Below are 22,050 nucleotides of genomic sequence, written 5' to 3'. Positions count from 1 at the left end.
TTCACCGCTGACAAGGACCGTGTCCTAAAAACGGCATTTAAAGTGCGTTTAAAATCTGTCATTTGGGTTTTGGGGGATGATGGCTACCGGGCCTGCGCCATGCCGTTGCTGCCGGAATTCAGCCGGGAAAAGCGTTCAGCACTGTTTTCATTGCGCAGCACATTCAACCGGTCGCCCACACTCAGTGCACTCATGCCGGAAACAATCACCTGATCGCCTTCCTGCAGTCCTTCGAGTACTTCAATAAGTGAGCCGGTTGCGGTACCTGTTCTGATTTCTGTGAGCGCCGCCACAAGGTGCCCGTTTTCTTCACGGGCCACGAAAATATTCTCGCTCCCTTCATCCCGAATGATTGCCGTACGCGGAATAATCAGCGCGTCTTCTATGGCACGACGCTTGAGCCGCAGATTCACCACCATTTCGGGCTTGATAAGACCGTCGGGATTTTCCATTTCAATTTCCACCGTATAGGTACGACGGTCGGGATCAATTACGCTGCCGGCAAAAGTTACGGCGCTGTTCACTTCCCCCCCGCCATAGCTACGCAGGCTCACGATGGCTTCACTCCCTTCTCTGATTTCCGCGCTGTAGCGCTCGGGGACACCTGCACGAATGCGTACCCGATCGGTATTCACCAGCCGCACGACTGGCATGCCGGGGTTGATCAGCTCACCGGTGCGCACCATGCGCTCTTCGATTCTGCCGCTGAACGGTGCACGAATTTCTGCATCCTGAAGGGCTTTCTCTGCCTGATCAAGCTGCGCGCGACGCGCATCGCGCTCGGTTAAGGCCGCGCGGTAATCCTGCACAGAAACTATGGAATCGGCATAAAGGGGCTCCAAACGTTGCAGGGTTTCTTCCGCAAAATCAAAACCTGCACGGGCCGCTCTTACGTTGGCTTCAAGCATACGGTCGTCGAGACTGGCAATGAGTCCGTTGCGGTTTACCCGCTGACCCCGTTCGGCAATACGCAGCACCTGCCCGCTCGCTTCCGCGGAAATAACGGCGTCGCTGACAGCTTCAACCGAACCGGTAAGCCGGATGAAGTCATCAAACCGGTCTGCGGTAAGCGTGATGGTTTCGACGGCTATCTCGCGGACCCGCTCACCATTTTCTTCGTTTTCGTTAAGCTCATCACAAGCGGTGATAAACAAGCCCAGCAAAGCGGCTGTAAATAAAATTGAGAGTTTGTTCATGATGGAAAGTGACTATTATTTCTGATGAAAATTACAGGCGATTTAATCGGTTTGGGATATGATTTACTGCGTTAGCCCGACAGCCGTGTTGTACTGACTGAGCGCTACTTTGTAGTCAAAAATGGCGGCAAGATGATTCAGGCGGCTCTGATCAAGAAGGGAGGAAGCCTGCCGCTCTTCAAGGGCGGTGCCCAAGCCTTCCCGCAGCCGCTGCGAGGCAATCTCATAGTTGAGCTCAGCCTGTTCAATGTTCCGTTGCTGACTCATAATGCGGCGATAAGCGTTTTCAAGATTCCGCACCGCCGCTTCAATTTCGAGATACACGGCATTACGCAGCATTTCCCGGTCAATTTGTGCCTGACGCCTTTCAATGGTTGCCTGTTGCACCCGCGACTGCGTCTGAAAGCCGTTGAAAATATTCCAGTTTAGGCTTATCCCCACATTGAAGGCCGGGTTCCAGTAGGCGCTGTCGAAAAACGAACGGTTCGAAGACTCGAACTGAAAGTCCTGCCCCTGTACCTGCGTTACGAGCTGCCGGTTATCAGGTACCTGCCCGATGTAAGCATAGTTTGCAAATGCGTTCACGGTCGGAAAGTACTGTGAGCGGCTGATGTTGCGCTGCACATCCAAAAGCTCAATGAGATTATCAACCTGCGAAACATCCGGACGGCGCTGCATCGCAATCTGATACGACTCTTCAACATCAGGCACGAGGGTCGCCATGCTTTCATCAAAAATCAGGCTGCCGTCAAGTATCAGGTTTGTGCTTACCGGTATGCCCAGAATCAGGTTCAGGTTTTTTACCGCAAGCTCGACCTGATTCTCCAGCTGAATAAGATCGGTTTCCAGATTCACAAGCTCCACTTCCGCACTCAGCCGGTCTACCCGCGACAGCACGCCTGACTGTACGGCCCGGCGGGTTTCATCCACCGTTTTCTGAAGCCGCTCCACACTCAGGTCAAGCACCTGATACTGTTCGCGCGCAAGCAATGCGCCATAAAATGCTTCCGTAATTTGGTCGGTGATGATTTGCCGGTCGCGTTCCACCTGTTCAAGGTTAATTTTCCGAAGCTGTTCCGCGCCCCGGATAGCTGCAAAGGCGGCACCATTGTACAGCGCCTGCGTCAGGTTTATCCCGAACTGAAACTCATTCTCAATAGCAAAAGGGTTGTCGGAATCAAAGCCGGGCGGCGTAAGGCCGGCATCGCGGTACCCCTGCGCCTGCCTTTCGAGAAATTCATCAAATGGAATCGGCGAAGTACCGGGGTCGCCGTCTGTACGGCGGCCTTCATTAAAAGCGAGCCACTCGAGGGCGCCAAATGCTTCAAAAATGCCACCTGCGTCTGAGCCGGCAAATGGATTGGGAATCTCAATGTTCCGCGTGTACTGAGCGGAAGCGTTGATTTGCGGATATACAGCCCCCCATGCTTCGCGAATCTGCGCGTTCGCATTGTCGATATCCAGCAATCCGCGGCGGATCATGTAGTTGTTAACCATCGCAATCTGAATGGCTTCATCCAGCGTGATGGAAACCGAATCTGCAGAGGCTTCCGAAACGGAAGTGGTGGCAGACACGGCTGCGGAAGTTTGCTGAGCCGGAAGCAAATCCGGCAGAAGCAGCAATCCGCTTATCAGGAAAATTAAGGTATAGGCCCTTGCCATTAGTAAGGTGTTGTTTTGTGAATATGCGTTATTTTTTTCGGAAAGATGTGGTGCTGTTACGAATCAGACATACGGAAGTTATCAAAAATATGACCAAGAGTCAGTGTTTTGGATTAAGCGCCCTGACAAGCAAGGCTGAGTAGTCATCCATGAGATGTTCAAGGGTGATATTTGCCGCTTCCAAGCCCGCAACAAGGAAAAGCCCGGCATCGCGAAAAATGATGAACTGCATCAGTCCGCGCGCGGTAGCCATGATCTGCAGCGTAAGTAATTCAGGCTTGTAGGTCGCATCAATACTGCCGTCCTGAATGCCAATTTGCACAGCCCGTCGGATGTAATTAAACAGGGATTCGTCAAGGGTTTGCAGTGCTTCAAAAGTATCGGTGCCCTTGAGCTGTTTATAGCTCTCAATGCCAATGCTTTCCAGATAAACAATGCACTTAAAAAACGGGGGGTTGTCGCGGACAAAATCGACCAGCAAGCGTCCCATTTTCTGAATGATTTCCAGCCCTGAACCTGAAGCCGCGATCAGTTCAGCAAGCTTCTTAAGCATGGCCTGCATACCAATACCGTGCAGGGCAAGCGCGATCTCAGATTTGCTTTTGAAGTACAAATAAAGCGTACCCTTACTGACTTCTGAAGCAACAGCGATTTCATCCATGGTGACGGACTCAAATCCCCGCTCTGTAATCAGACGCTGCGTAGCGTTCAGTATGACCTGTTTGCGCTTTTCCCGCTCTCTTTTTTTTCTCTCTGTTGTTGACATTCGGATAATTTATGACTGACGGTCATTTACTGACCAAAAGTTAAGCCGTTTAACTTATCCGCTGCAAACATCGTTCAGTATTTATTTGCCGATTATGCCGGATTTACTGCAAGCGCTTTTTTATCACCGCTAATGGCGCCCATCCCCTTCATCCCATCAATTACCACTGGCTTAAACCTGAAACCCGCTCCCTGCCAGTCCCAGATATTCGGCACGGGAATACGGCATCATCCCCAAAAAAGATTGCCGCAGTTACCAGCATTCTGCGGAGTTATATGATTGCTTTGCTTTGAGGAATTTCGCGATCACCATCTGCATCCCCCATCACACACGTGCAAGACTGGTTTAGCCCAGCCCCCTAACTCTGAACTACCTTTGCTTTTGAGGAGAGACAGCGGCGGACGGAAAGCATCCTTCCCAATCCGCCAAATCCCTGACATTAATAGTACCTAAGTTCAGCGGTTGTCAAACCATTGCTGCAGTTCTGCCGCGCTCATTGTATTCAGAATCCGGTCCTTGCTAAACCAGCCTTTACGGGCAATTGCTACGCCATAAGCGGTATCGTCAATCCCTTCGATGTCGTGTGCGTCAGGACAAATGGCGGTCATAAGACCTTCTTTTTTTGCTTTTTGCCCGTAGCGCCAGTCAATATCAAGCCGCCACGGACTCGCATTAATTTCGATGGCCGTGTTGTGCGCGGCAGCCGCTTCAATCATCTTGTTGAGATCCACTTTGGAGCCGTCGCGCTTAAGCAACAGCCGCGCGGTCGGGTGCCCGACAATACGGGTGTACGGATTTTCGATGGCGCGCAGGTAGCGCTCAAGCATTTTCTCAGGTGCCATATCAAGGGAAGCATGGAGGGAGGCAATCACAAAATCGAAGCCTGCGAGGATGTCGTCGGGGTAGTCGAGACTGCCATCCGGCAGCATGTCGGACTCGATACCCTTAAAAATCCGGAAGTTCTTTCCGTTATTCGCAAATTCACTGTTCAGCGCATCAATTTCTTCCCACTGTTTTTTCACCCGCTCAATCGTGAGACCGCCGGCATAGGCCGCAGTCCGGGAATGATCGGTGAGCCCGAGGTACTCGAAGCCCTTGGCCATGCAGGCCTCCGCCATCTCACGGATGGAGTACTTCCCGTCGCTCCAGGTGCTGTGAGCATGCAGTACCCCGCGGATATCCGAAACTTCCGGGAGGTTTGCATCATCGAGCTTGTGTTTCTCAAAAAAGGCAAACTCCCCGCGGTCTTCGCGGAGCTCTGGCGGCACAAAACTGAGACCGAGCTCCTTATATATGTCGGCCTCGCTGCCGGTTTCCACAGGTCTTTCAAAATCAGTATTCCCTGCGCCATCCATGTGGAAGAGTCCGTACTCGTTGAGGGTCAGCTTTTGATCCCGGGCGCGCTGCCGCATCACGACATTATGTTCCTTGCTGCCGGTAAAGTACATGAGCGCTGCCGGGAATTCCTTCTGCCCGACAATACGCACATCGACCTGCCGCCCTTCTTTGGTGCGGACCGAAGCCTTGGTGTCCCCCTGCCCCAGCACTTCAAGCACGCTTTCATGCGCCAGAAAGGTCTCGAAAATGGCAGCGGTGTCCGCTTTTTCCGCAGCAATCAGAATATCAATATCCCCAATGGTTTCTGCACTCCGGCGCAGCGAGCCCGCGATGGAAATTTCCTGTACGCCTTTGACGGATTTGAGGTCGTCGTAGAAGCGCTGTGCAATTTCTGTTGCCTCATCGAGACGGCAGCGCTCGGAAAACTGCTGCATCCATTCGATGGATTTCAGGATTTTCTCGGCTGACTTAGCCCCCATCCCGCTCAGCTTCGCCACCGAGCCATCCGCGCACTTTTCCTGCAGCTCTTCAATGGTTGAAATGCCCAGTGCTTTGTGGATTTTGTAGATCTTTTTGGGTCCCAGCCCTGAAATGTTGAGCCAGGCTACAAGCGATTCAGGCACCTGCTCCTTTAGTTCTTCCAACACCGGAATGGCACCGGTTTCAGCGTAGGCATAGAGATCCTGTGCGATGGATTTCCCAATACCTTTGATGTCGGTAAGCTTTTTTTCCGTGATGAGGGGCTCAATACTGTTTTCAAGGGTTTCAATGGTTCGTGCGGCCCGGTCAAAGGCAATGGCTTTGAAATCGTTAACGCCTGCGAGGCGCATGTAAACGGCGGTCTCTTCCAGTAAACCAGCGATGGTTTTGTTATCGAGTGAGGGCATATTTAAAAGCGAACGGTTCAATTAAAAAGTTAGGATTAGTGCTTTGTGCTAACACCTTAAGATACACAAGCGTTGAAACAGTGAGCGACATTGATTAGCACCCATTAATGATGTTACATCCATTTAACTCAATGCAAGCAATCAGGTAACAGCTTCTTAAGGTATGATAGCAATGGCCTTAAGTTGTGCACTCCCAATGGGATATAAAATTAACTTGCTTGCGATCTTGAAGCTGTTACCAAAAAATTTTCCGCTAACCAATACCGGTTTATCCGGGCATATCTTCCGTAAAAACCCGCGTACTTTCCTCCCGGCAACATACCAGTGACTACCCGGCATTTTACCCTAAAATCAGGTATCTGTAGCTGTAGTATAGCCACTCTCCAGCGAATTAAACGATTGATTAAGAATAATTTGCCGGTTTTACGGGGTGCTCAGGCTAAGGCTCCTTAATTCATCGAAGAATTAGGGGTGTTCATCGAAAGCTACTTTTCAATGTAGGCATTAGTACGGATATTCAACTTAGCACCACCGGAGTTACATTTTACGTGCTTTTAAATTTTCCAAGGTACAACGCTATGACACCTATAAATAATCTATCCGCCTTAGTCGTCCTGCTATTCATGCTTTCTGCATGTTCAGGAAATTCTCTCCAGCCCCATGACGAAAAAGACAGCAACCCCTTCGGTTTAAACATTCCGGATTCCTTCCTGTTTTCTTCAACCAAAGAGGCACAAATCTCCATCAGTGCCAAACTGCCGAGTGGTCAACCCCTTGCAAGGGCTGTATATCATATTTGGGACGGTCACCCCAACGAGGGCGGTTCACGCCTCTCCTCCTTTTTTCTGGATGATAACGGCTCGCTGAACACAACCCTTGAAATACCCGCGCATCTCGACGAAGTATATATTTCAACCAACTTCATTGGCGCTGCCCACCTGACCCCCGTACCCGTATCCGGCAACTCAATTCACTATACCCATCAACCTGCTGCTTCGCGAGCTGTTGCAAACCCACAGGAGATGGCAAGTACCTCTGATTCTTTCCTGAATCAGCCTGCCGGACTCCTCAACAGTCAATTTACGCCAATCGGTGAATGGGATCTAACAACTGGACGGCCAGACTACCTTGTAATTCCCGACGATTTAAATTATGATTTTTTAGAACGTATCAATGATGTTTTAGACGGATCTAACATTGCTGTACACAGACCTGAGCTGCTGAACAGCACCATACCAAGAGACCTTTACTTAGAGTCTGAAGGGCAGGTCTGGGTTACCTTTGTGCATAGTGATCCTGACGCCCGCTACAATAATGCCCTTGGATTCTATACTTATACTGCTGATACCAAACCTCAATCAATGGATGATATTGATGACAAATATATCATATTTCCAAGAGCGCGCTTAGAGGACGGAATTTTAAACGCAGGCGATAAAGTTCAGCTTCGCATTCCGGGAACTGACGGTATTTTTCCTGCCGGCACCTACATTGGTTGGTTTCTTGTAGCAAACGGATGGCATAACGATGGCTCGGTAAGAGAAAGAGGCCATCTTCATACCCATTCATCTAATTACGAGCATAACACCGATCACTCTGATCCAGGTTTAGAGGAGCATCTTGTTGTGCTATATGACGTTCAAGAATCGAAACTGGTTTTTGGTTGGGAAGACATGGTCAGAAGTGCTAATAACAGATCCAGTAACGATTTCAATGATTTGATTTTTTATGCCACATGGACCCTTGAAGGGGCAGTTGATCCTGACGGTGTTCCCGTTTTACCAGATCCGAACAACTCTGATCCTAAAATCTACAATTACGGCCCGGCCGAAGACCGCTTTGGCACTCTTTTGTTTGAAGATCTATGGCCATCTTATGGCGACTATGACATGAACGACCTTGTTGTTAGCTATCAGTCAAAAGAAACAGCTAATATCAACAACAATGTGGAAGAAATTGAATTTACCCTTGTAATTCGGGCAACAGGGGCGACCATCAGCAGCGGATTGGGTTTCATGTTTGATAATGTTCCCCCTTCAAATGTTGCGAGTGTTAGCGGGAATCGCCTCACTTCCGGCAATATCACAACCAATGGCAATGGCACCGAAAACGAGCAGCAGTGGGCAACCATCATCGCTTTTGATGATTCGAACCTTAACATGCCAACTTTTAGCAATGTCTATCCGCACCGGGCACATGTTGACTATGACACTGTTACTGTTACCGTAACTTTTACAAACCCTGTACCCAAAATGCTTTTGGGAAGCAGCCCGTACAATGTTTTCTCATTCCGTACCAACGAGCGGAGTCACGAAATACACCTGCCTGGCCGAAAGCCTTCGAATCTTGCTGATACGAGCAAGTTTGGTACACGTGATGATGACTCCGACCCATCGGCAGGAAGATTCTACATTAGCAATGGCAATCTGAATTGGGCGTTGAATGTACCGGATCAGATCCCCTATCCGCATGAAAACGCCAGCTTCCTGCAAGCCTACAAATACTTTGGCGATTGGGCCCAAAGCGGTGGTTCAGACCACGCAAATTGGTACAAAGACGAAGGCGAAAACAGAAACCAGAGCGCTCTATACATAAACCCGAATGCGGGTGGCAATGAAGGTGATGAGGAAGACTAATCTCTCATAGCCTGGTGATAGAAACTCAACTTTACTAAAACATATATACCCATACAAGAGCCCTTCCCTGACCGGTTGGGCTCTTTTTTTGCCTTGAGAACAGCCTGCTATCACACCTGTAAAAGACCGGTATAAACCAAAGTTTATTTTCGATTTGGTGAGTTCTGATTTGAAGCCTAACCGTTTTTCCGCTCCGCCAAATTGGCTTATGAGCAATTATGCCCTGTTTATCTTGGTTTCCGGCGTATTTATCGAATTTTCCCGCAATATTGACCGCGGTATTCTTATCATATATAAGCAATGAACAATTTAATTAATTATGCTATGAAAAATCTCCTTTACCTCATTTTTGTAATGCTGACCGGCGCAGCTCTTACAGCGTGTAACTCAAGCGCTCCGGGAAGTGACAATGATCGCGATGGTTTTGCCGGATTAAATGTGCCCTCAGGTTTTACCTTCAGCAGCACACAGGAAGTTGAGCTTAACATCACTTCAAGACTTGCGAACGGTCAGCCGGTCGCTAACGTCATCTATCACGTGTATGATGCGGATCCCGCTGACGAAGACGAACCAGGAAGCCGGCTTGGCTCTTTCTTTCTGGACAGCAGCGGTCAGCTTAACACGACGATCACTGTTCCCACCCGGCTTGAAAGCCTCTTTATTACTACTGATTTCATTGGTGTGGAAAGCTTCGCGGAGGTGCCCATCGCAAATCGTACGGCCTCATACGTCTATCAGCCCGCAGCTACACAAAGCATGTTCAGAAATGTAAATGAACCCGCTCCTTTTAACTCTGAGCAGACCATGCCTGAGCCGCTCCGCCTTCAGGATATCACATTCACCCCGATCGGCACATGGAACAGCGTTGGCCGTCCGGATTATCTGACTGTACCTGACGAGCTTGACATGGCATTTCTGGACAGAATTGATGCTTTTTTGCCTGGCAATCAGCGTGTACCGCGTGATAAGCCGGAATTACTGGATCCCAATATTCCACGTGACATTGTCCTTACTGAAGATGCACACGTATGGGTAACCTTTATCGGTACAGGTGCCGGTTACAGAAACGCAATGGGCTACTACTATTACACGGAAGATACCAAGCCACAAACTCCTGCCGACATTGATACACATTACATCATTTTCCCGCATGCCCACTTCCGTGATGGCGCGCTGAATGCAGGAGATAAGGTACAGCTTGTAGGCCCTCTCGATGGTGAACTCGATTTTCAGGCTTTCCCGGCAGGTACACGTATCGGGTTTTTCCTGATTGCTGATGGCTGGAAACCAAGCAGCAGTGAGCTTACCTCAGGCCGCTGGATTCACTACTCTGACCGGAATCTCAACACTCATATTTCAGATCCTACAAAAAGAGAGCATCTTGTGGTTGTTTATGATGCGGCTGAAGAAAAACTGGTATTAGGCTGGGAGGATATTTCCCGTCAGGGTTCAAGCGATGAAGACTTCAATGATGTGATGTTTTTTACCTCCTGGAATCCTGTACAGAGCGTTGATATGTCGGAAGTACCGGTTCTTGGTAACCCTGAAGCACCCGTAAGAAAAATTGAAAATTTCGCTCCAGCAGAGGACCGTTTCGGTACCCTCGCTTTCGAAGACCTGTGGCCTTCTTACGGCGACTATGACATGAACGACCTCGTTGTAGATTATCAGGTGAAGGAAACCGCCAACGCCAACAATAATGTTGAAGAAATTGAAATCAGCCTGCGGATTCGCGCTACCGGAGCAGCTTTCCGTAACGCTTTTGGAATTTCGCTTGATAATGTACCTGCATCGAATATTGCCAGCGTAAGCGGTAACCGTCTGACAACCGGTACGATTGAAACCCTTCCAAATGGTCTTGAAGCAGGCCATCCGAACGCGGTCATCATCGCTTTTGATGATGCCAACTACAACCTGCCCGGCTTTGCGAATGTGCTTGATCCGGCGCGCGCAGTACCTTACGACGAACTCACCATCACCGTTACCTTCGTGAATCCGGTGTCCCGTGCACAGCTTGGCGCTGCTCCCTACAATCCTTTTACGTTCCGGAATAATGAGCGCAAGCGCGAAATTCACCTTCCCGGTACGAAACCAACCGCGCTCGCCGACATGAGCCTGTTCGGTACCCGCGACGATGGCTCCAAGCCTGATCAGGGGCGCTGGTATCAAAGCCGTGCCAACATGAACTGGGGCATCAACATCCCTGAAAGCGTACCCTATCCCCGCGAAAACGTTGACATGACCAACGCTATGCTGCGCTTCGCTGATTGGGCTGAGTCCGGGGGTGATGTTTACAAAAACTGGTACCGTGACGAACCCGGCTTCCGCGATAACAGCAAGCTCTTTGTCAATCCAAACACCGGCAACGGTAACGGAGAAGATTAATAACAAAAAAACAGTCAGGCTCCGTTTGAACTAAACGCAGCTTAAGTATCAGATTTTTCATGGTTGAAACGGGTCTTGCCGGAGAGGCGGGCCCGTTTTTTTTGGCTTGTATTTTGGGATGATGGCCTTACAGCTCTTATCTGCATTACTTATGCGTCAATAAGCTGGTGTTTGTTATGATTAACGGGTTAAACAATTCCGGTACACCAGTCTCAGGTTCCGTATTTTAAAGACCGTTCTCTTTCCCCGAAAGCAAAGGTCTCAGAATGTTTTCCATGGTGGCCTTGTTCGGTTTAATTGGTCCGTAATCTCATGTCACGAAATGCAGCACGCATCCATGAACCCATCCGAAACGCCCGCTGAATCCGAATCCATTACCCAAACGGCAGCAAGCCGTCAGGCACAGGAACGCCCGCTCATCATAAAAGGGGCACGGGTACACAACCTGAAAAACATCGATGTCACCATCCCCCGAAACAAACTCACCGTGATTACCGGGGTATCGGGTTCGGGGAAATCGAGTCTGGCGTTCGACACCATCTACGCCGAAGGGCAGCGCCGCTACGTAGAAAGCCTTTCGAGCTACGCCCGTCAGTTTCTCGAGCGCATGGATAAGCCCGATGTGGATTTCATTCAGGGAATCTCACCGGCCATGGCGATTCAGCAAAAGAATACAACCTCCAACCCGCGCTCCACAGTCGGTACTACAACCGAGATTTACGACTACTGCCGCTTGCTCTTCGCACGCGCCGGCAAGACTTTTTCGCCGGTATCCGGACGGCAGGTACAAAAAGAGAATCCGTTTACGGTCATAGATTTTTTGTTCCGGGAATTTGAAGAAGGGAGCCGGTTTTACGTGCTTTTTGGCATCCCCAACCGGGATCAGAAAGTAACGGAAGAACTCGACGTGCTCCGCGAAAAAGGCTTCACCCGCATCCTAACCGCAGATGAAAGCATCCTGGACCTCAGCCGTGACGAATACACCCCGCAGCAAATCAAGCGCAACGTGCACCGGGTTCTGGTTGACCGCCTCATCCTGAAAGATGATCGCGAAGTACGCAGCCGCATGGCCGACTCCATCGAGACCGCTTTTCGCGAAGGCTTCGGCGTGTGCTACATCCGCATGCGGGGCGGGGACGAGCACGTGTTCAGCGACCGCTTCGAACTCGACGGTATGGCTTTCGAAGAGCCAACGCCGCAGATGTTTTCCTTCAACAATCCCTTCGGCGCCTGCAAGCACTGCGAAGGCTTCGGGCGGGTAACGGGAATTGATGAAGATCTCGTAATTCCCGATCCCGATCAGACCATCCGCGGCGGCGCCATCGCACCCTACAGCGGCGCGCGCTTCTCCGACAACCTGCGCGATCTCATTAAAGTTGCGGCCCGGTATCAGCTGCCCATCGACACCCCCTACCGCGAACTTCCCAAAACCGTCAAAGACATTTTATGGAAGGGCAGGGACGAATACATCGGCCTCAACAGCTTTTTTGAAGGGATCAAAAGCGAGTTTTACAAAATGCACATGCGCATTTTTTACGCGCGGTTCCGCGGGTACAGCCGGTGTCCCGAGTGCGACGGCTACCGCATCCGCCGGGACGCGCAGTACGTGAAAGTCGGGGGCCTGCACATCGGGGAAGTTTGTGAGATGACCATCGGGCACGCACAGGAATATTTCGATAAGCTCGAACTCAGCGAATACGAGCTCGGCATTGCGAGTCAGATTTTATACGAAATCCGCAAGCGGCTCAAGTACCTGAATGATGTGGGGCTTGACTACCTCACCCTCGACCGCCTCACCAACACCCTCAGCGGCGGTGAAGCGCAGCGCATCAGCCTCGCCAACTCGCTCGGCAGCTCGCTCATCGGCAGCCTCTATGTGCTCGACGAGCCGACCATCGGCCTGCACCCGCGCGACAATACGCGCCTCATCGGCATCCTCAAAACGCTGCGCGACATCGGTAACACCGTGCTCGTAGTGGAGCACGACCCCGAAATGATGAAATCCGCCGACAACATCATCGATATCGGCCCCTTCGCCGGTATTCATGGGGGCGAAGTCGTTTTCCACGGTCCCTTCCCGGATTTACTTAAAGCCAAAACGCTTACCGGGCGCTACCTCAGCAACAAGGATGAAATTCCGCTGCCCGCCATACGCCGCACAGCCACCAACTGGCTCCGGCTCAAAGGCGCATCCGAACACAACCTCAAAAACGTGGACGCCGAATTCCCGCTCGGCGTGCTCACCTGCGTAACCGGCGTGAGCGGTTCCGGCAAGTCAACCCTCACCCATCACACCCTGTACGCGGGCCTGCAAAAAGAGCTGGGCAGCTACAGCGGCAAGGTCGGGCGTTTCAAAAAGCTGGAAGGCATTCACCACATCGACAAAGTTGAAATGGTCGATCAGTCGCCCATCGGGCGCTCCTCGCGCTCCAATCCGGCGACCTACACCAAGGCTTTCGACGGCATCCGCGATGTGTTTGCGAATACGCGGCAGGCCAAAATCATGGGCTTTAATGCGGGCGATTTCTCCTTCAACAAACCCGGTGGCCGCTGCGAAGCGTGTCAGGGAGAAGGCATCCAAACCATCGAAATGCAGTTTCTGGCCGATATCGAGCTGCCCTGCGAAGCCTGCGGTGGCAAGCGCTACCGCAAAGACCTGCTCACCGTCGAGTACCGGGGGCGCAACATCTGGCAGGTGCTGGAAATGAGCATTTCGGAGGCGCTGGAATTTTTCGTGGATGAAAGCGCCATCACCAACCGCCTGCAAGTCATGGAAGATGTGGGTCTGGGCTATCTCCGGCTGGGTCAGAGCGGCAACACCCTTAGCGGCGGTGAGGCGCAGCGCGTAAAGCTCGCCCGCTTCCTTTCCTTCAACGACAGCGGACACACCCTGTACTTCTTCGATGAGCCCACAACGGGTCTGCACTTCGACGACGTAAACCGCCTCCTCAAAAGCTTTCAGCGGCTGATTGAAATCGGCAACTCGGTCATCATCATCGAGCACAACATGGATGTCATCAAAAGCGCCGACTGGATTATTGATGTGGGTCCGGAGGGCGGCTACGGGGGCGGCACCATTGTGGGCACCGGCACGCCGGAGGAAATTGCACTAATCCCAGAAAGCCACACGGGACGCTTCCTGAAGGATTTGTTAGGATGATGGTTGCCAGGCCCGGTCCGGCATCATTTTTTTAAAACCGTACCGAAAGAAGCCCGGACAGGATGGCCTCAGGGATTTTCCCTTGCAATCCGGGCATGGAAATCGGGGGTCTGAAGCAGTGCCGCCGAACCGTACCACTGATGCAGCTCCATCTCAAGTCGTCCTGCGGCTACGGCCGGGTCCTGTGCCGTAAGGGTACGGGCGTGCTCTACCGAATCGGTCCGGAACAGGAATATTCCCCGTACATCTGCACTGCCGACAAACGGCCCTGCAAGAATCAGCTCGCCCGCTTCCGCAAGCTGCCTGATGTGCGCCATGTGTCCGCGCTGCAGCTCCGCTGCCTGTTCAGCGGACATCTCCTGATTTGGCCCTGCCTTCAGGAATGCCATCACATACAGGCGCATCCCGTACAGATCGGCACCGAGTTCTTCAGCGAGTGCAGCATCAAACAGCTGAGTCCCGCTTTCAGTCAAAGGGGTCTGTAAACCGGCTTCATCCCCCGCATGATCGGAGGATGCAGAACATCCTCCCAAAATTACGGCCACAGTAAGCAGGAAAAGCATTTTATTCATAATGAGCCTTTAAAGGATAATTGACGGGGGTTGAGGAAATCCGGCAAACGGTTGCGTTCGCAAAAGAAAAATGCAGGCCTAAAAACCTAAGGTAAGGAAAAGCATCCTTGTGCCTTCAGGGGAATTTCATCCTCCCCCAAAAATTCCGGCATAAAAAAGGGGACCGCAACACAGATGCAGTCCCCCCCTAAGGTTAAGCCCGTAAGCTGCGCAAGAACGGTGATGTACGCTTATTTGATCATCATCATTTTCCGGGTTTCGGTAAAGCTGCCGGCCGTGATGCGGTACAAATACAGCCCGCTTGAAAGGCTCTCGGCATTGAAAGAAACCGTGTGCGTGCCGGCCGTCTGCGTGCCGTTCACCAGCACCGCTACCCGCTGACCGGCAAGGTTGTACACTTCAAGGCTCACCTCCGCGCTTTCGGGCAGTTCGTAGCGAATCTGCGTAGCCGGGTTGAAGGGGTTGGGGTAGTTTTGATGGAGCGCGAACGCGGTTGGGAGCTGACCCTCGGACGGGATGTCGGTGCTTATTCCCGGATCGATGGTGAGCACAAAGCGGGCACTACTTTTATCTGCGTTGGGTCACCTTCTTGTCTCGCTTTGGTGTCCTTCGGGTGTGCGTTTGTACCCAAGCGGAGCCGCCCAAGTTTACCCCAACGCATACAGCAGACTCTGCAAAGCTTGACTAAAGGATGACCAAAGCATGACCAAAGCATGACCAAAGCATGACCCGACCTTGACCCAACCATGACCCGAACCTGATACCTGTTTTCCGGGCTTGTGTTAAGGCATACCTAACGACTGTTTTGCCCCCCAATCGCCCCTGTCGTTCTAAGCGCTCAAAACAGGTAATGCTGTATCATTTGGCCGGCAAACGACCGGCGCTGTTCCTCCCGCCCAACTTCTCCGGAGCTGCAAGTAAGCAGCCCGATCAGAAGGGCGGGGATAGCGGAATCGTTGTAATTCGGGTTTGGCGCGCTGTTATTTATCCCGGAGTTTTTTGACCGCATAAGCTCCGCCGGCGGCAAGCAGCAGTGCAAGTCCGCTGCCGATCGGGGTTTGGGTTGGTGCACCCGGCAGCTGCGGCGGACCGGGGTTGTTCATGGGCTGCGCGGGCGCATTGTCCTGCCAAAGCTGCTGACTGCGGTCCTGCGCAACGGTTGGGGTGAAATCTGCACAGAGCAGAAAAAGGGTAACGGTAAGTGCGGATAAAAGGAATTTCATGGCTGAAAGAAAGAGTGTTCGGTAAATTTGCTGTTACAACCGAAGCCGGAAAATTGCCGGCTTCGGTTAAATGGGTTTTAGGTCAGGCGCAGTAGTTGCTGCGTACGTTAAATTGACGGCTTATTTGATGAGCGTCATTTTTTGGGTGAGTACCTTCGTTCCCGCCTGAAGCCGGTACAGGTACACCCCACTTGACAGGGCTGAACCGTTGAATCGAACGGTATGGATGCCCGGGTTTTGTTGCCCGTTTACCAGCGTAGCAACGCGCTGACCCTGAATGTTGAACACATCCAACCTCACCTCCGCGCTTTCGGGCAGTTCGTAGCGAATCTGCGTAGCCGGGTTGAAGGGGTTGGGGTAGTTTTGATGGAGCGCGAACTCGGCCGGCAGCTGCCCATCGGTTGGAATGTCAGTTGTGATTTCCGGGTCGATGGTGAGCACAAAGCGCTCGCCGGCAAACATCGGGCTCATGACCGGGCTGCCATCCGCCTGAAGATCACGGAAGTTCTTAACTTCTGCCCCTTTCTGCATGAGTCCGGCTGCTGACATCTGGAAACTGTACGACTGCTCTTCGCGAAGGTCGATTACCGCCCCGGTATGCGTGTCGGTAAGGGTGATGACCATGCCTGATGGAATGTTCGAAAAGGTCGGCCAGCTGAAGGTCGCTTCGCCTTCATAGAACTGATAATCGGCGAACGCGCCCGCCGCAATCGGGAAGGACACAGCCTCATCCATATCGAGGGGAAGCGAGTTCAGCATGGTAGCGTTGTTACCCTTAACCGAGTAGGTGTAGGCAAAGGATGTCGCCATTGGTGACAGGAAGTAGGCATCGTTGTGGCCGAACTCCTGTGAATATTCTTCGCCAAACCGGAAACCGGTGAAGGATTCGTGACCGCCTGCTTCTAATTTGAGCGTAAATACCGGAGCCGGTGATTCGCTGAACAAACCGGCATTTGCAGCATTGACTGAGCGGGCAGTTGCTGGAACAGAGAGTTCAGGCCCTGCGCTGTTGGCTTTCACAAAAAAGGCCTGAAAGGGCGCAATATGGTTACTTGCTGTGATGCCTTCAACGTTATCTGGGCTATCACTGCCGCCGGTCGTAACCTGATAGTTGCCGGTGGCCGGATTCCACAGATAGGCGAAATTATCTATACCGGTTTTAGTCCAGTCCCCATTCGCCCAGTCGAGCGAGGCGGCAAACGGGTTACCGAGCAGGTTCCAGCCGTCAGTGCTTTCCTGGCTTACAGAGAACGTGAAGCGGTTTTCGGCACCAAAGCTGTTTTCGGGGCCCGTAAGCTGCGTAGTTAGAGGAAATTCGAGGGCTGTATTCTCATCATCACGGTCTTTTCGTTCAAACACGTAGATAAAATACCCTTTACCGGCTTCTATTGTATTTGACCCGGGCGCTGTAAACGTGGCGCTGGCCTCGTCATAAAAAATAACGTTGGCCGATGATGCGGATGCATTGGGATCATCAGAGCCGGGGAATCCCTGAGTCCAGAGGGCGTTGAACAGACCGTCATTGCCGGCGAATGCAGCGCCGGAAACCGGAGTCGAAAAACCTACCCAGCGGGAGTGACTGTTAATATCGCGCTGAAATGTAACCTCTTCGCCTCCGGTAATCCCACCGGAAAAAAGCACGGGTACGCCGGAGCCAATTACCAGGCTCCCGCTGCTGCGTACGCGAACCTCGTTTTGGAAATCGGTGCCTGTGGCTAACACCAAGGAATTATTTTCAAAAATCATCGGAAGGTTGGTGGGCGGGACAGTATTACCGGCCCAGTTGGAGCCTGTGTTTAGATCGCCATCTGTGCTCCCGGTCCACAGGCAATGGCCGCGTGTACCCCAGATGGGCTTGTTGGCAAATGTTCCGAATCCAGTGGGCTCATTAGTAATTTGCATCACCTCCCAGCAGCGGAGGTCCCGATTGAAGGCAGTGGCATTTGTAAACATGTTAGACATATCAGTAACGCTGCTCACATCCCAATTGCCAATATCCTGATTGAAGGCACTGTTATCTCTAAACATTCCAACCATTTGAGTCACGTTGCTCACATCCCAGCTGCCAATATTCTGGTTGAAAGGGGTGGTATTAAACATTGCTTGCATACCCGTCACGCTGCTAACATCCCAGCTACCAATATCTTGGTTAAAAAGCATGGCTCTGAGAAACATAAATTGCATATTTGTCACGCTGCTCACATCCCAGCTGCCGATATCATGATTGAATACCCTGGCATCTCTAAACATATTAGACATATCAGTAACGCTGCTCACATTCCAACTGCCTATATCCTGATTGAAGGCAATGGCAGCATTAAACATATTAACCATATCAGTAACGCTGCTCACGTTCCAACTGCCAATATCCCGATCGAAGGCAAAGGCAACCATAAACATTCCGTCCATTCGAGTAACGCTGCTTACATTCCAGCTGCCGATATCCTGATTAAAAGCCCTGGCCTCACTAAACATATTTGACATATTAGTAACGCTGGAGACATCCCAACTTCCAATGGGCTGATTAAAGGTTTGCCTGTTTTGAAATAAGCTGCTCATATCTAATATACCACTGGTACAGGTGGTGGCGAATTCGGGATTGTTAGGATTTGCGGTAAGTAACGCGTCAAGGCCGTCGCGATCGAGCTTGGTGTATTCATCTGCTCCTACAAAGCCTTTATCTCCGATATTTGCTGCGACACAGGTTATGGTTACGCCGTTAGATGCAAGCAGGAATGTAGGACACGTACCCCAAACAGGCCGGCTATTGGGCAACACCCATGCTGATGCACCGAAATCAAAAAATGATGGTGTAGAGGTTATCAACGAAACACACCATCCACTCAGATTCTGATTAAAACTGGCTGCAGATACAAACATTCCGTCCATATTCGTAACACTAGAGGTATCCCAATCTCCTATGGGCTGATCGAAATTAGATGCAACCCAAAACATGTAAAACATAGTCGTAACACTTGAGGTATCCCAACCTCCAATGGCCTGATTGAAACTGCCTGCACTTCCAAACATAGTTTGCATACTCGTAACATTTGAAGTATCCCAATCTCCAATAGGCTGATTAAAGGCAGTCGCTGCTCGGAACATCTCTGTCATGTTTGTTACACTGGAAACATCCCAACTTCCAATAGGCTGGTTAAAGGTTGAACGGTTCAAAAACAACTCACTCATATCTGTGATACCGCTGGTGCAGGTTGTTGACAGCAGCGGATTGTTTTCATCATCACCTAACAATGCCAAAATTCCGTTACGATCGAGCTTGGTGAATTCAATACCGACATCATTTATGGTCACGGTGCCTTTATCATCCACGTTGGCATCCGGGCATAACACGGTTACGTCGTTGGGTGCTAGATAGAATAATGCCGGGGGGTCGGCTTTCACGTCCGGTGCTGTAAAAACAAGCCGGACGAACAGAATTGCAAGCAAAAGAATAATACCCTTTTGTATTTTCATGATTCAATGATTAGAATAAAATAGTGCCGGTGAAAACTGCATATAAGCTACACACAAACGCTTACAACCTAAGGCCCCTTGCCTTGCTTTACAATAACACCCAAACAAAAATATCCGGCCTATCCTTCAAAATTTCAGGGTTTTATGCGCAAATTAAATGCGAGTATAAGAAATCCGGCAGCATTTGAACAGCTTTTTTTCTTCTCATAAAATTTGCCTGAAAGCGGGGAACTGCTATCAATCAACCTCTTTATTATACCGGATAACATAGTTGTTTCGGTGTTTTTTTTGGGTGGCGTATTTTCTCTTTTAAATCTACGATCACCCTGACTATGTCTTACCCTTTAACTTATTGTATTTATAATTTTAATACCTTCATTATTTGCCAATTAATCATAAATATATTGTCCTGTTATTGCAGCCATTTTTATACTGCATGTGCCTGTTTCAACTTATTCTCAAGAATAAAATCCTGCTTTGTTTCACTATTCTCGTTTTGGTGATTAGTCCACCTCATCTGAATACCGCCTGCCCGGCTAAGCCTGATCCGGAACAGGGCGTCAGCCGGAGTGTTGTCCTCCCCCAAAAATTACGGCACATAAAAAAGGGGACCGCAGCAAAGATGCAGTCCCCCCTATGGTTAAACCAGTAAGCTGCCGTAATTACGGCTGATGTACGCTTATTTGATCATCATCATTTTCCGGGTTTCGGTAAAGCTGCCGGCCGTGATGCGGTACAGGTACAGCCCGCTCGAAAGGCTCTCGGCATTGAAAGAAACCGTGTGCGTGCCGGCGGTCTGCATGCCGTTCACCAGCACCGCTACCCGCTGACCAGCAAGATTGTACACCTCAAGCCTCACCTCCGCCGCTTCGGGCAGGGCGTAGCTGATTTGCGTTGTCGGGTTGAAGGGGTTGGGGTAGTTTTGGTTAAGGGAAAATGTGGTGACAAACTCGCTGCCCTCACCAATACTTGTTGGGTTACAGGTACCCCAAACCGGAAAAAAGGCCGGGTCGAGCGGCGCACCTGCGGCAAACTGATCCGGTTCGCTTGTGATGTTATCCACGCACCATCCGCTCAGATTTTGGTTGAAAGAAGCTGCATCCCGAAACATGAAGCTCATGAATGTTGCACTGCTTACATCCCAGTTTGCAAGCGGCTGATTGAAGCTTTCAGCATTGTTAAAAACATAGTTCATGTTAGTCACATTGCTCACATCCCAACTTCCGATTGGCTGATTAAACGCAGTCGCATTGCGAAACATAAATGCGATTTGTGTGGCGCTGCTCATATCCCAGTTGTCAAGGGGCTGATTAAAAGAAGCGGCACCATCGAACATGAAATTAAAATCAGTAACACTTCCCGTATCCCAGCTATTGATATTCTGATTAAAGGAAGTCGCATTTGAAAACATTCTGCTCATATTCACAACACCACTCACATCCCAACTGTCTAAGGGTTGATTGAATGCGCTGTTATTTCCAAACATGTTAAACAAGAGTTTAACATTGCTCACATCCCAGGTGCTGATATCCTGGTTGAAGGTAGCGTTTTCGAACATACTTGACATATTCTCAACATTACTCACATCCCAAGAGCTAATATCCTGGTCAAAGGGCGTATTGCTGAACAACAGGGACATGTTCTGAACATTACTTACATCCCAGTTATTGATATTGCCGTTAAAACCGCTATTGACAAATAAAGAAAATAAACTGCTGATATTACTCACATCCCAACCATTCAAATTCTGATTAAAGGAAGCTGCATCGCGAAACATTTGAACCATGTTCGTTAGACTACTCGTGTTCCATCCCCCGATAGCCTGGTTAAAGGAAGATGCCCCGTTAAACATAGCTGCCATGTTTTGAACGGATACCGGATTCCAGGCACTGATATCTCCGTTAAATGCGGTTGCACCGCTGAACATCTGCGCCATGTTGGTTACATTGCTTACATCCCAGCTGTTCAGATCCTGGTTGAAAGCGGCAGCACCTGCAAACATCTGCACCATGTTGGTCACATTGCTTACATCCCAGTTATCCAAAGGCTGATTAAAAACCGGTGAATTCTGGAAAGTACGCTCCATGCTGACTACACTTCCGGTATCCCAATTGTTCAATGGCTGGTTAAAAGCGGCCATTGATTCAAATGCGGTCGACATATTCGTGACGTTGCTCACATCCCAGCCACTAATATCCTGATTGAAGGCTGATGCGCCAAGAAATATACCTTCGATGGTTGTGACATTGCTCGTGTTCCATCCGCCAATATCCTGATTAAAAGAGGTTGCGTCTTGAAACATTAATCCCATGTTGGTAACGTTTTCCGTATTCCAGTTGCTGATGTCCTGATTGAAAGAGGTGGCGCTCGCAAACAGGAATCTTGTAATAGTCACATTGCTCACATCCCAGCTGCTAATATCCTGGTTAAATGTTGAATTTCCTGAAAAGTAACCTTGCAGACTGATAACAGGTGTTGTGCACACTACCGTTAAGTCAGCACCTTCTGCAATACGTGCTATGAGCAAATCCGAGTCAACCGCTTCATAGGTCACGCCGTTAACCGTTCCGGTTTCGCCGGGCGCTGCGCCGGGGCATTTGATGGTTACGCCGTTCGAATCGAGAAAGAAGCTTCCCTGTGCCGTTGCCGCAGCCGGCACGATGAACAGGCAAAATAATGCCGCAATAATAAAGTATATTTTCATATCAATTTAAACAGTTATTTAGTGATAAATTATTGATTTAGTTGAAC

12 protein-coding genes are annotated in these 22,050 nt (G+C 50.4%); 3 read left to right on the top strand and 9 right to left on the bottom strand.

Features of this window, described 5'->3' with window-relative positions:
* Positions 1 to 83 precede the first annotated feature (83 nt).
* From CYPRO_RS02805 to polX, 4 genes are all read right to left on the bottom strand, one after another.
* Positions 84 to 1,196 carry an efflux RND transporter periplasmic adaptor subunit gene (locus CYPRO_RS02805; RefSeq protein ID WP_114983180.1) on the bottom strand — a complete coding sequence of 371 codons (1,113 nt, stop codon included), beginning with the start codon at positions 1,194 to 1,196 and terminating at the stop codon, positions 84 to 86.
* Between the two features lie 63 nt (positions 1,197 to 1,259).
* A complete protein-coding gene (locus CYPRO_RS02800; protein WP_114983179.1) occupies positions 1,260 to 2,858 on the bottom strand; it encodes a TolC family protein in 1,599 nt (532 codons plus the stop codon).
* A gap of 100 nt (positions 2,859 to 2,958) precedes the next feature.
* On the bottom strand, positions 2,959 to 3,624 hold the full coding sequence (locus CYPRO_RS02795; RefSeq protein ID WP_114983178.1) for a TetR/AcrR family transcriptional regulator: 666 nt from the start codon (positions 3,622 to 3,624) through the stop codon (positions 2,959 to 2,961).
* 455 nt (positions 3,625 to 4,079) lie between these two features.
* Complete coding sequence (gene polX, locus CYPRO_RS02790; RefSeq protein ID WP_114983177.1) at positions 4,080 to 5,849, bottom strand: DNA polymerase/3'-5' exonuclease PolX; 1,770 nt, start codon at positions 5,847 to 5,849, stop codon at positions 4,080 to 4,082.
* Between the two features lie 578 nt (positions 5,850 to 6,427).
* On the opposite strand from polX, the gene CYPRO_RS02785 reads away from it, so the two are divergent.
* The 3 genes from CYPRO_RS02785 (at position 6,428) to uvrA (ending at position 14,030) form a co-directional block, all read left to right on the top strand.
* A complete protein-coding gene (locus tag CYPRO_RS02785; RefSeq protein WP_114983176.1) occupies positions 6,428 to 8,485 on the top strand; it encodes an LruC domain-containing protein in 2,058 nt (685 codons plus the stop codon).
* 324 nt (positions 8,486 to 8,809) lie between these two features.
* The gene (locus CYPRO_RS02780) at positions 8,810 to 10,870 is read left to right on the top strand and encodes an LruC domain-containing protein (RefSeq protein WP_164682481.1); all 2,061 of its coding nucleotides are present in this window, start codon (positions 8,810 to 8,812) and stop codon (positions 10,868 to 10,870) included.
* A 337-nt stretch (positions 10,871 to 11,207) separates the two neighbouring features.
* Positions 11,208 to 14,030, top strand: coding sequence for an excinuclease ABC subunit UvrA (gene uvrA / locus CYPRO_RS02775; RefSeq protein ID WP_114985671.1), 2,823 nt, complete (start codon positions 11,208 to 11,210; stop codon positions 14,028 to 14,030).
* Between the two features lie 68 nt (positions 14,031 to 14,098).
* Here the strand turns inward: uvrA and CYPRO_RS02770 are convergent, their stop codons facing one another.
* The 5 genes from CYPRO_RS02770 to CYPRO_RS02745 form a co-directional block, all read right to left on the bottom strand.
* A complete protein-coding gene (locus CYPRO_RS02770; protein ID WP_240644817.1) occupies positions 14,099 to 14,602 on the bottom strand; it encodes a YciI family protein in 504 nt (167 codons plus the stop codon).
* Positions 14,603 to 14,832: 230 nt separating this feature from the next.
* Complete coding sequence (locus tag CYPRO_RS02765; RefSeq protein WP_114983174.1) at positions 14,833 to 15,153, bottom strand: T9SS type A sorting domain-containing protein; 321 nt, start codon at positions 15,151 to 15,153, stop codon at positions 14,833 to 14,835.
* Between the two features lie 429 nt (positions 15,154 to 15,582).
* Complete coding sequence (locus CYPRO_RS02760) at positions 15,583 to 15,825, bottom strand: PID-CTERM protein-sorting domain-containing protein (RefSeq protein ID WP_114983173.1); 243 nt, start codon at positions 15,823 to 15,825, stop codon at positions 15,583 to 15,585.
* A 120-nt stretch (positions 15,826 to 15,945) separates the two neighbouring features.
* Entirely contained in the window at positions 15,946 to 19,299 is a 3,354-nt protein-coding gene (locus tag CYPRO_RS02755; RefSeq protein WP_114983172.1) for a BspA family leucine-rich repeat surface protein, read from the bottom strand.
* Positions 19,300 to 19,978: 679 nt separating this feature from the next.
* Positions 19,979 to 22,003: a BspA family leucine-rich repeat surface protein gene (locus CYPRO_RS02745; RefSeq protein WP_114983170.1), complete on the bottom strand. Its 2,025-nt coding sequence runs from the start codon at positions 22,001 to 22,003 to the stop codon at positions 19,979 to 19,981.
* Between the last annotated feature and the right edge of the window lie 47 nt (positions 22,004 to 22,050).

It is taken from the genome of Cyclonatronum proteinivorum (assembly GCF_003353065.1).
Taxonomy (GTDB): domain Bacteria; phylum Bacteroidota; class Rhodothermia; order Balneolales; family Cyclonatronaceae; genus Cyclonatronum; species Cyclonatronum proteinivorum.
This window is presented reverse-complemented; position numbering and strand designations above follow the sequence as displayed.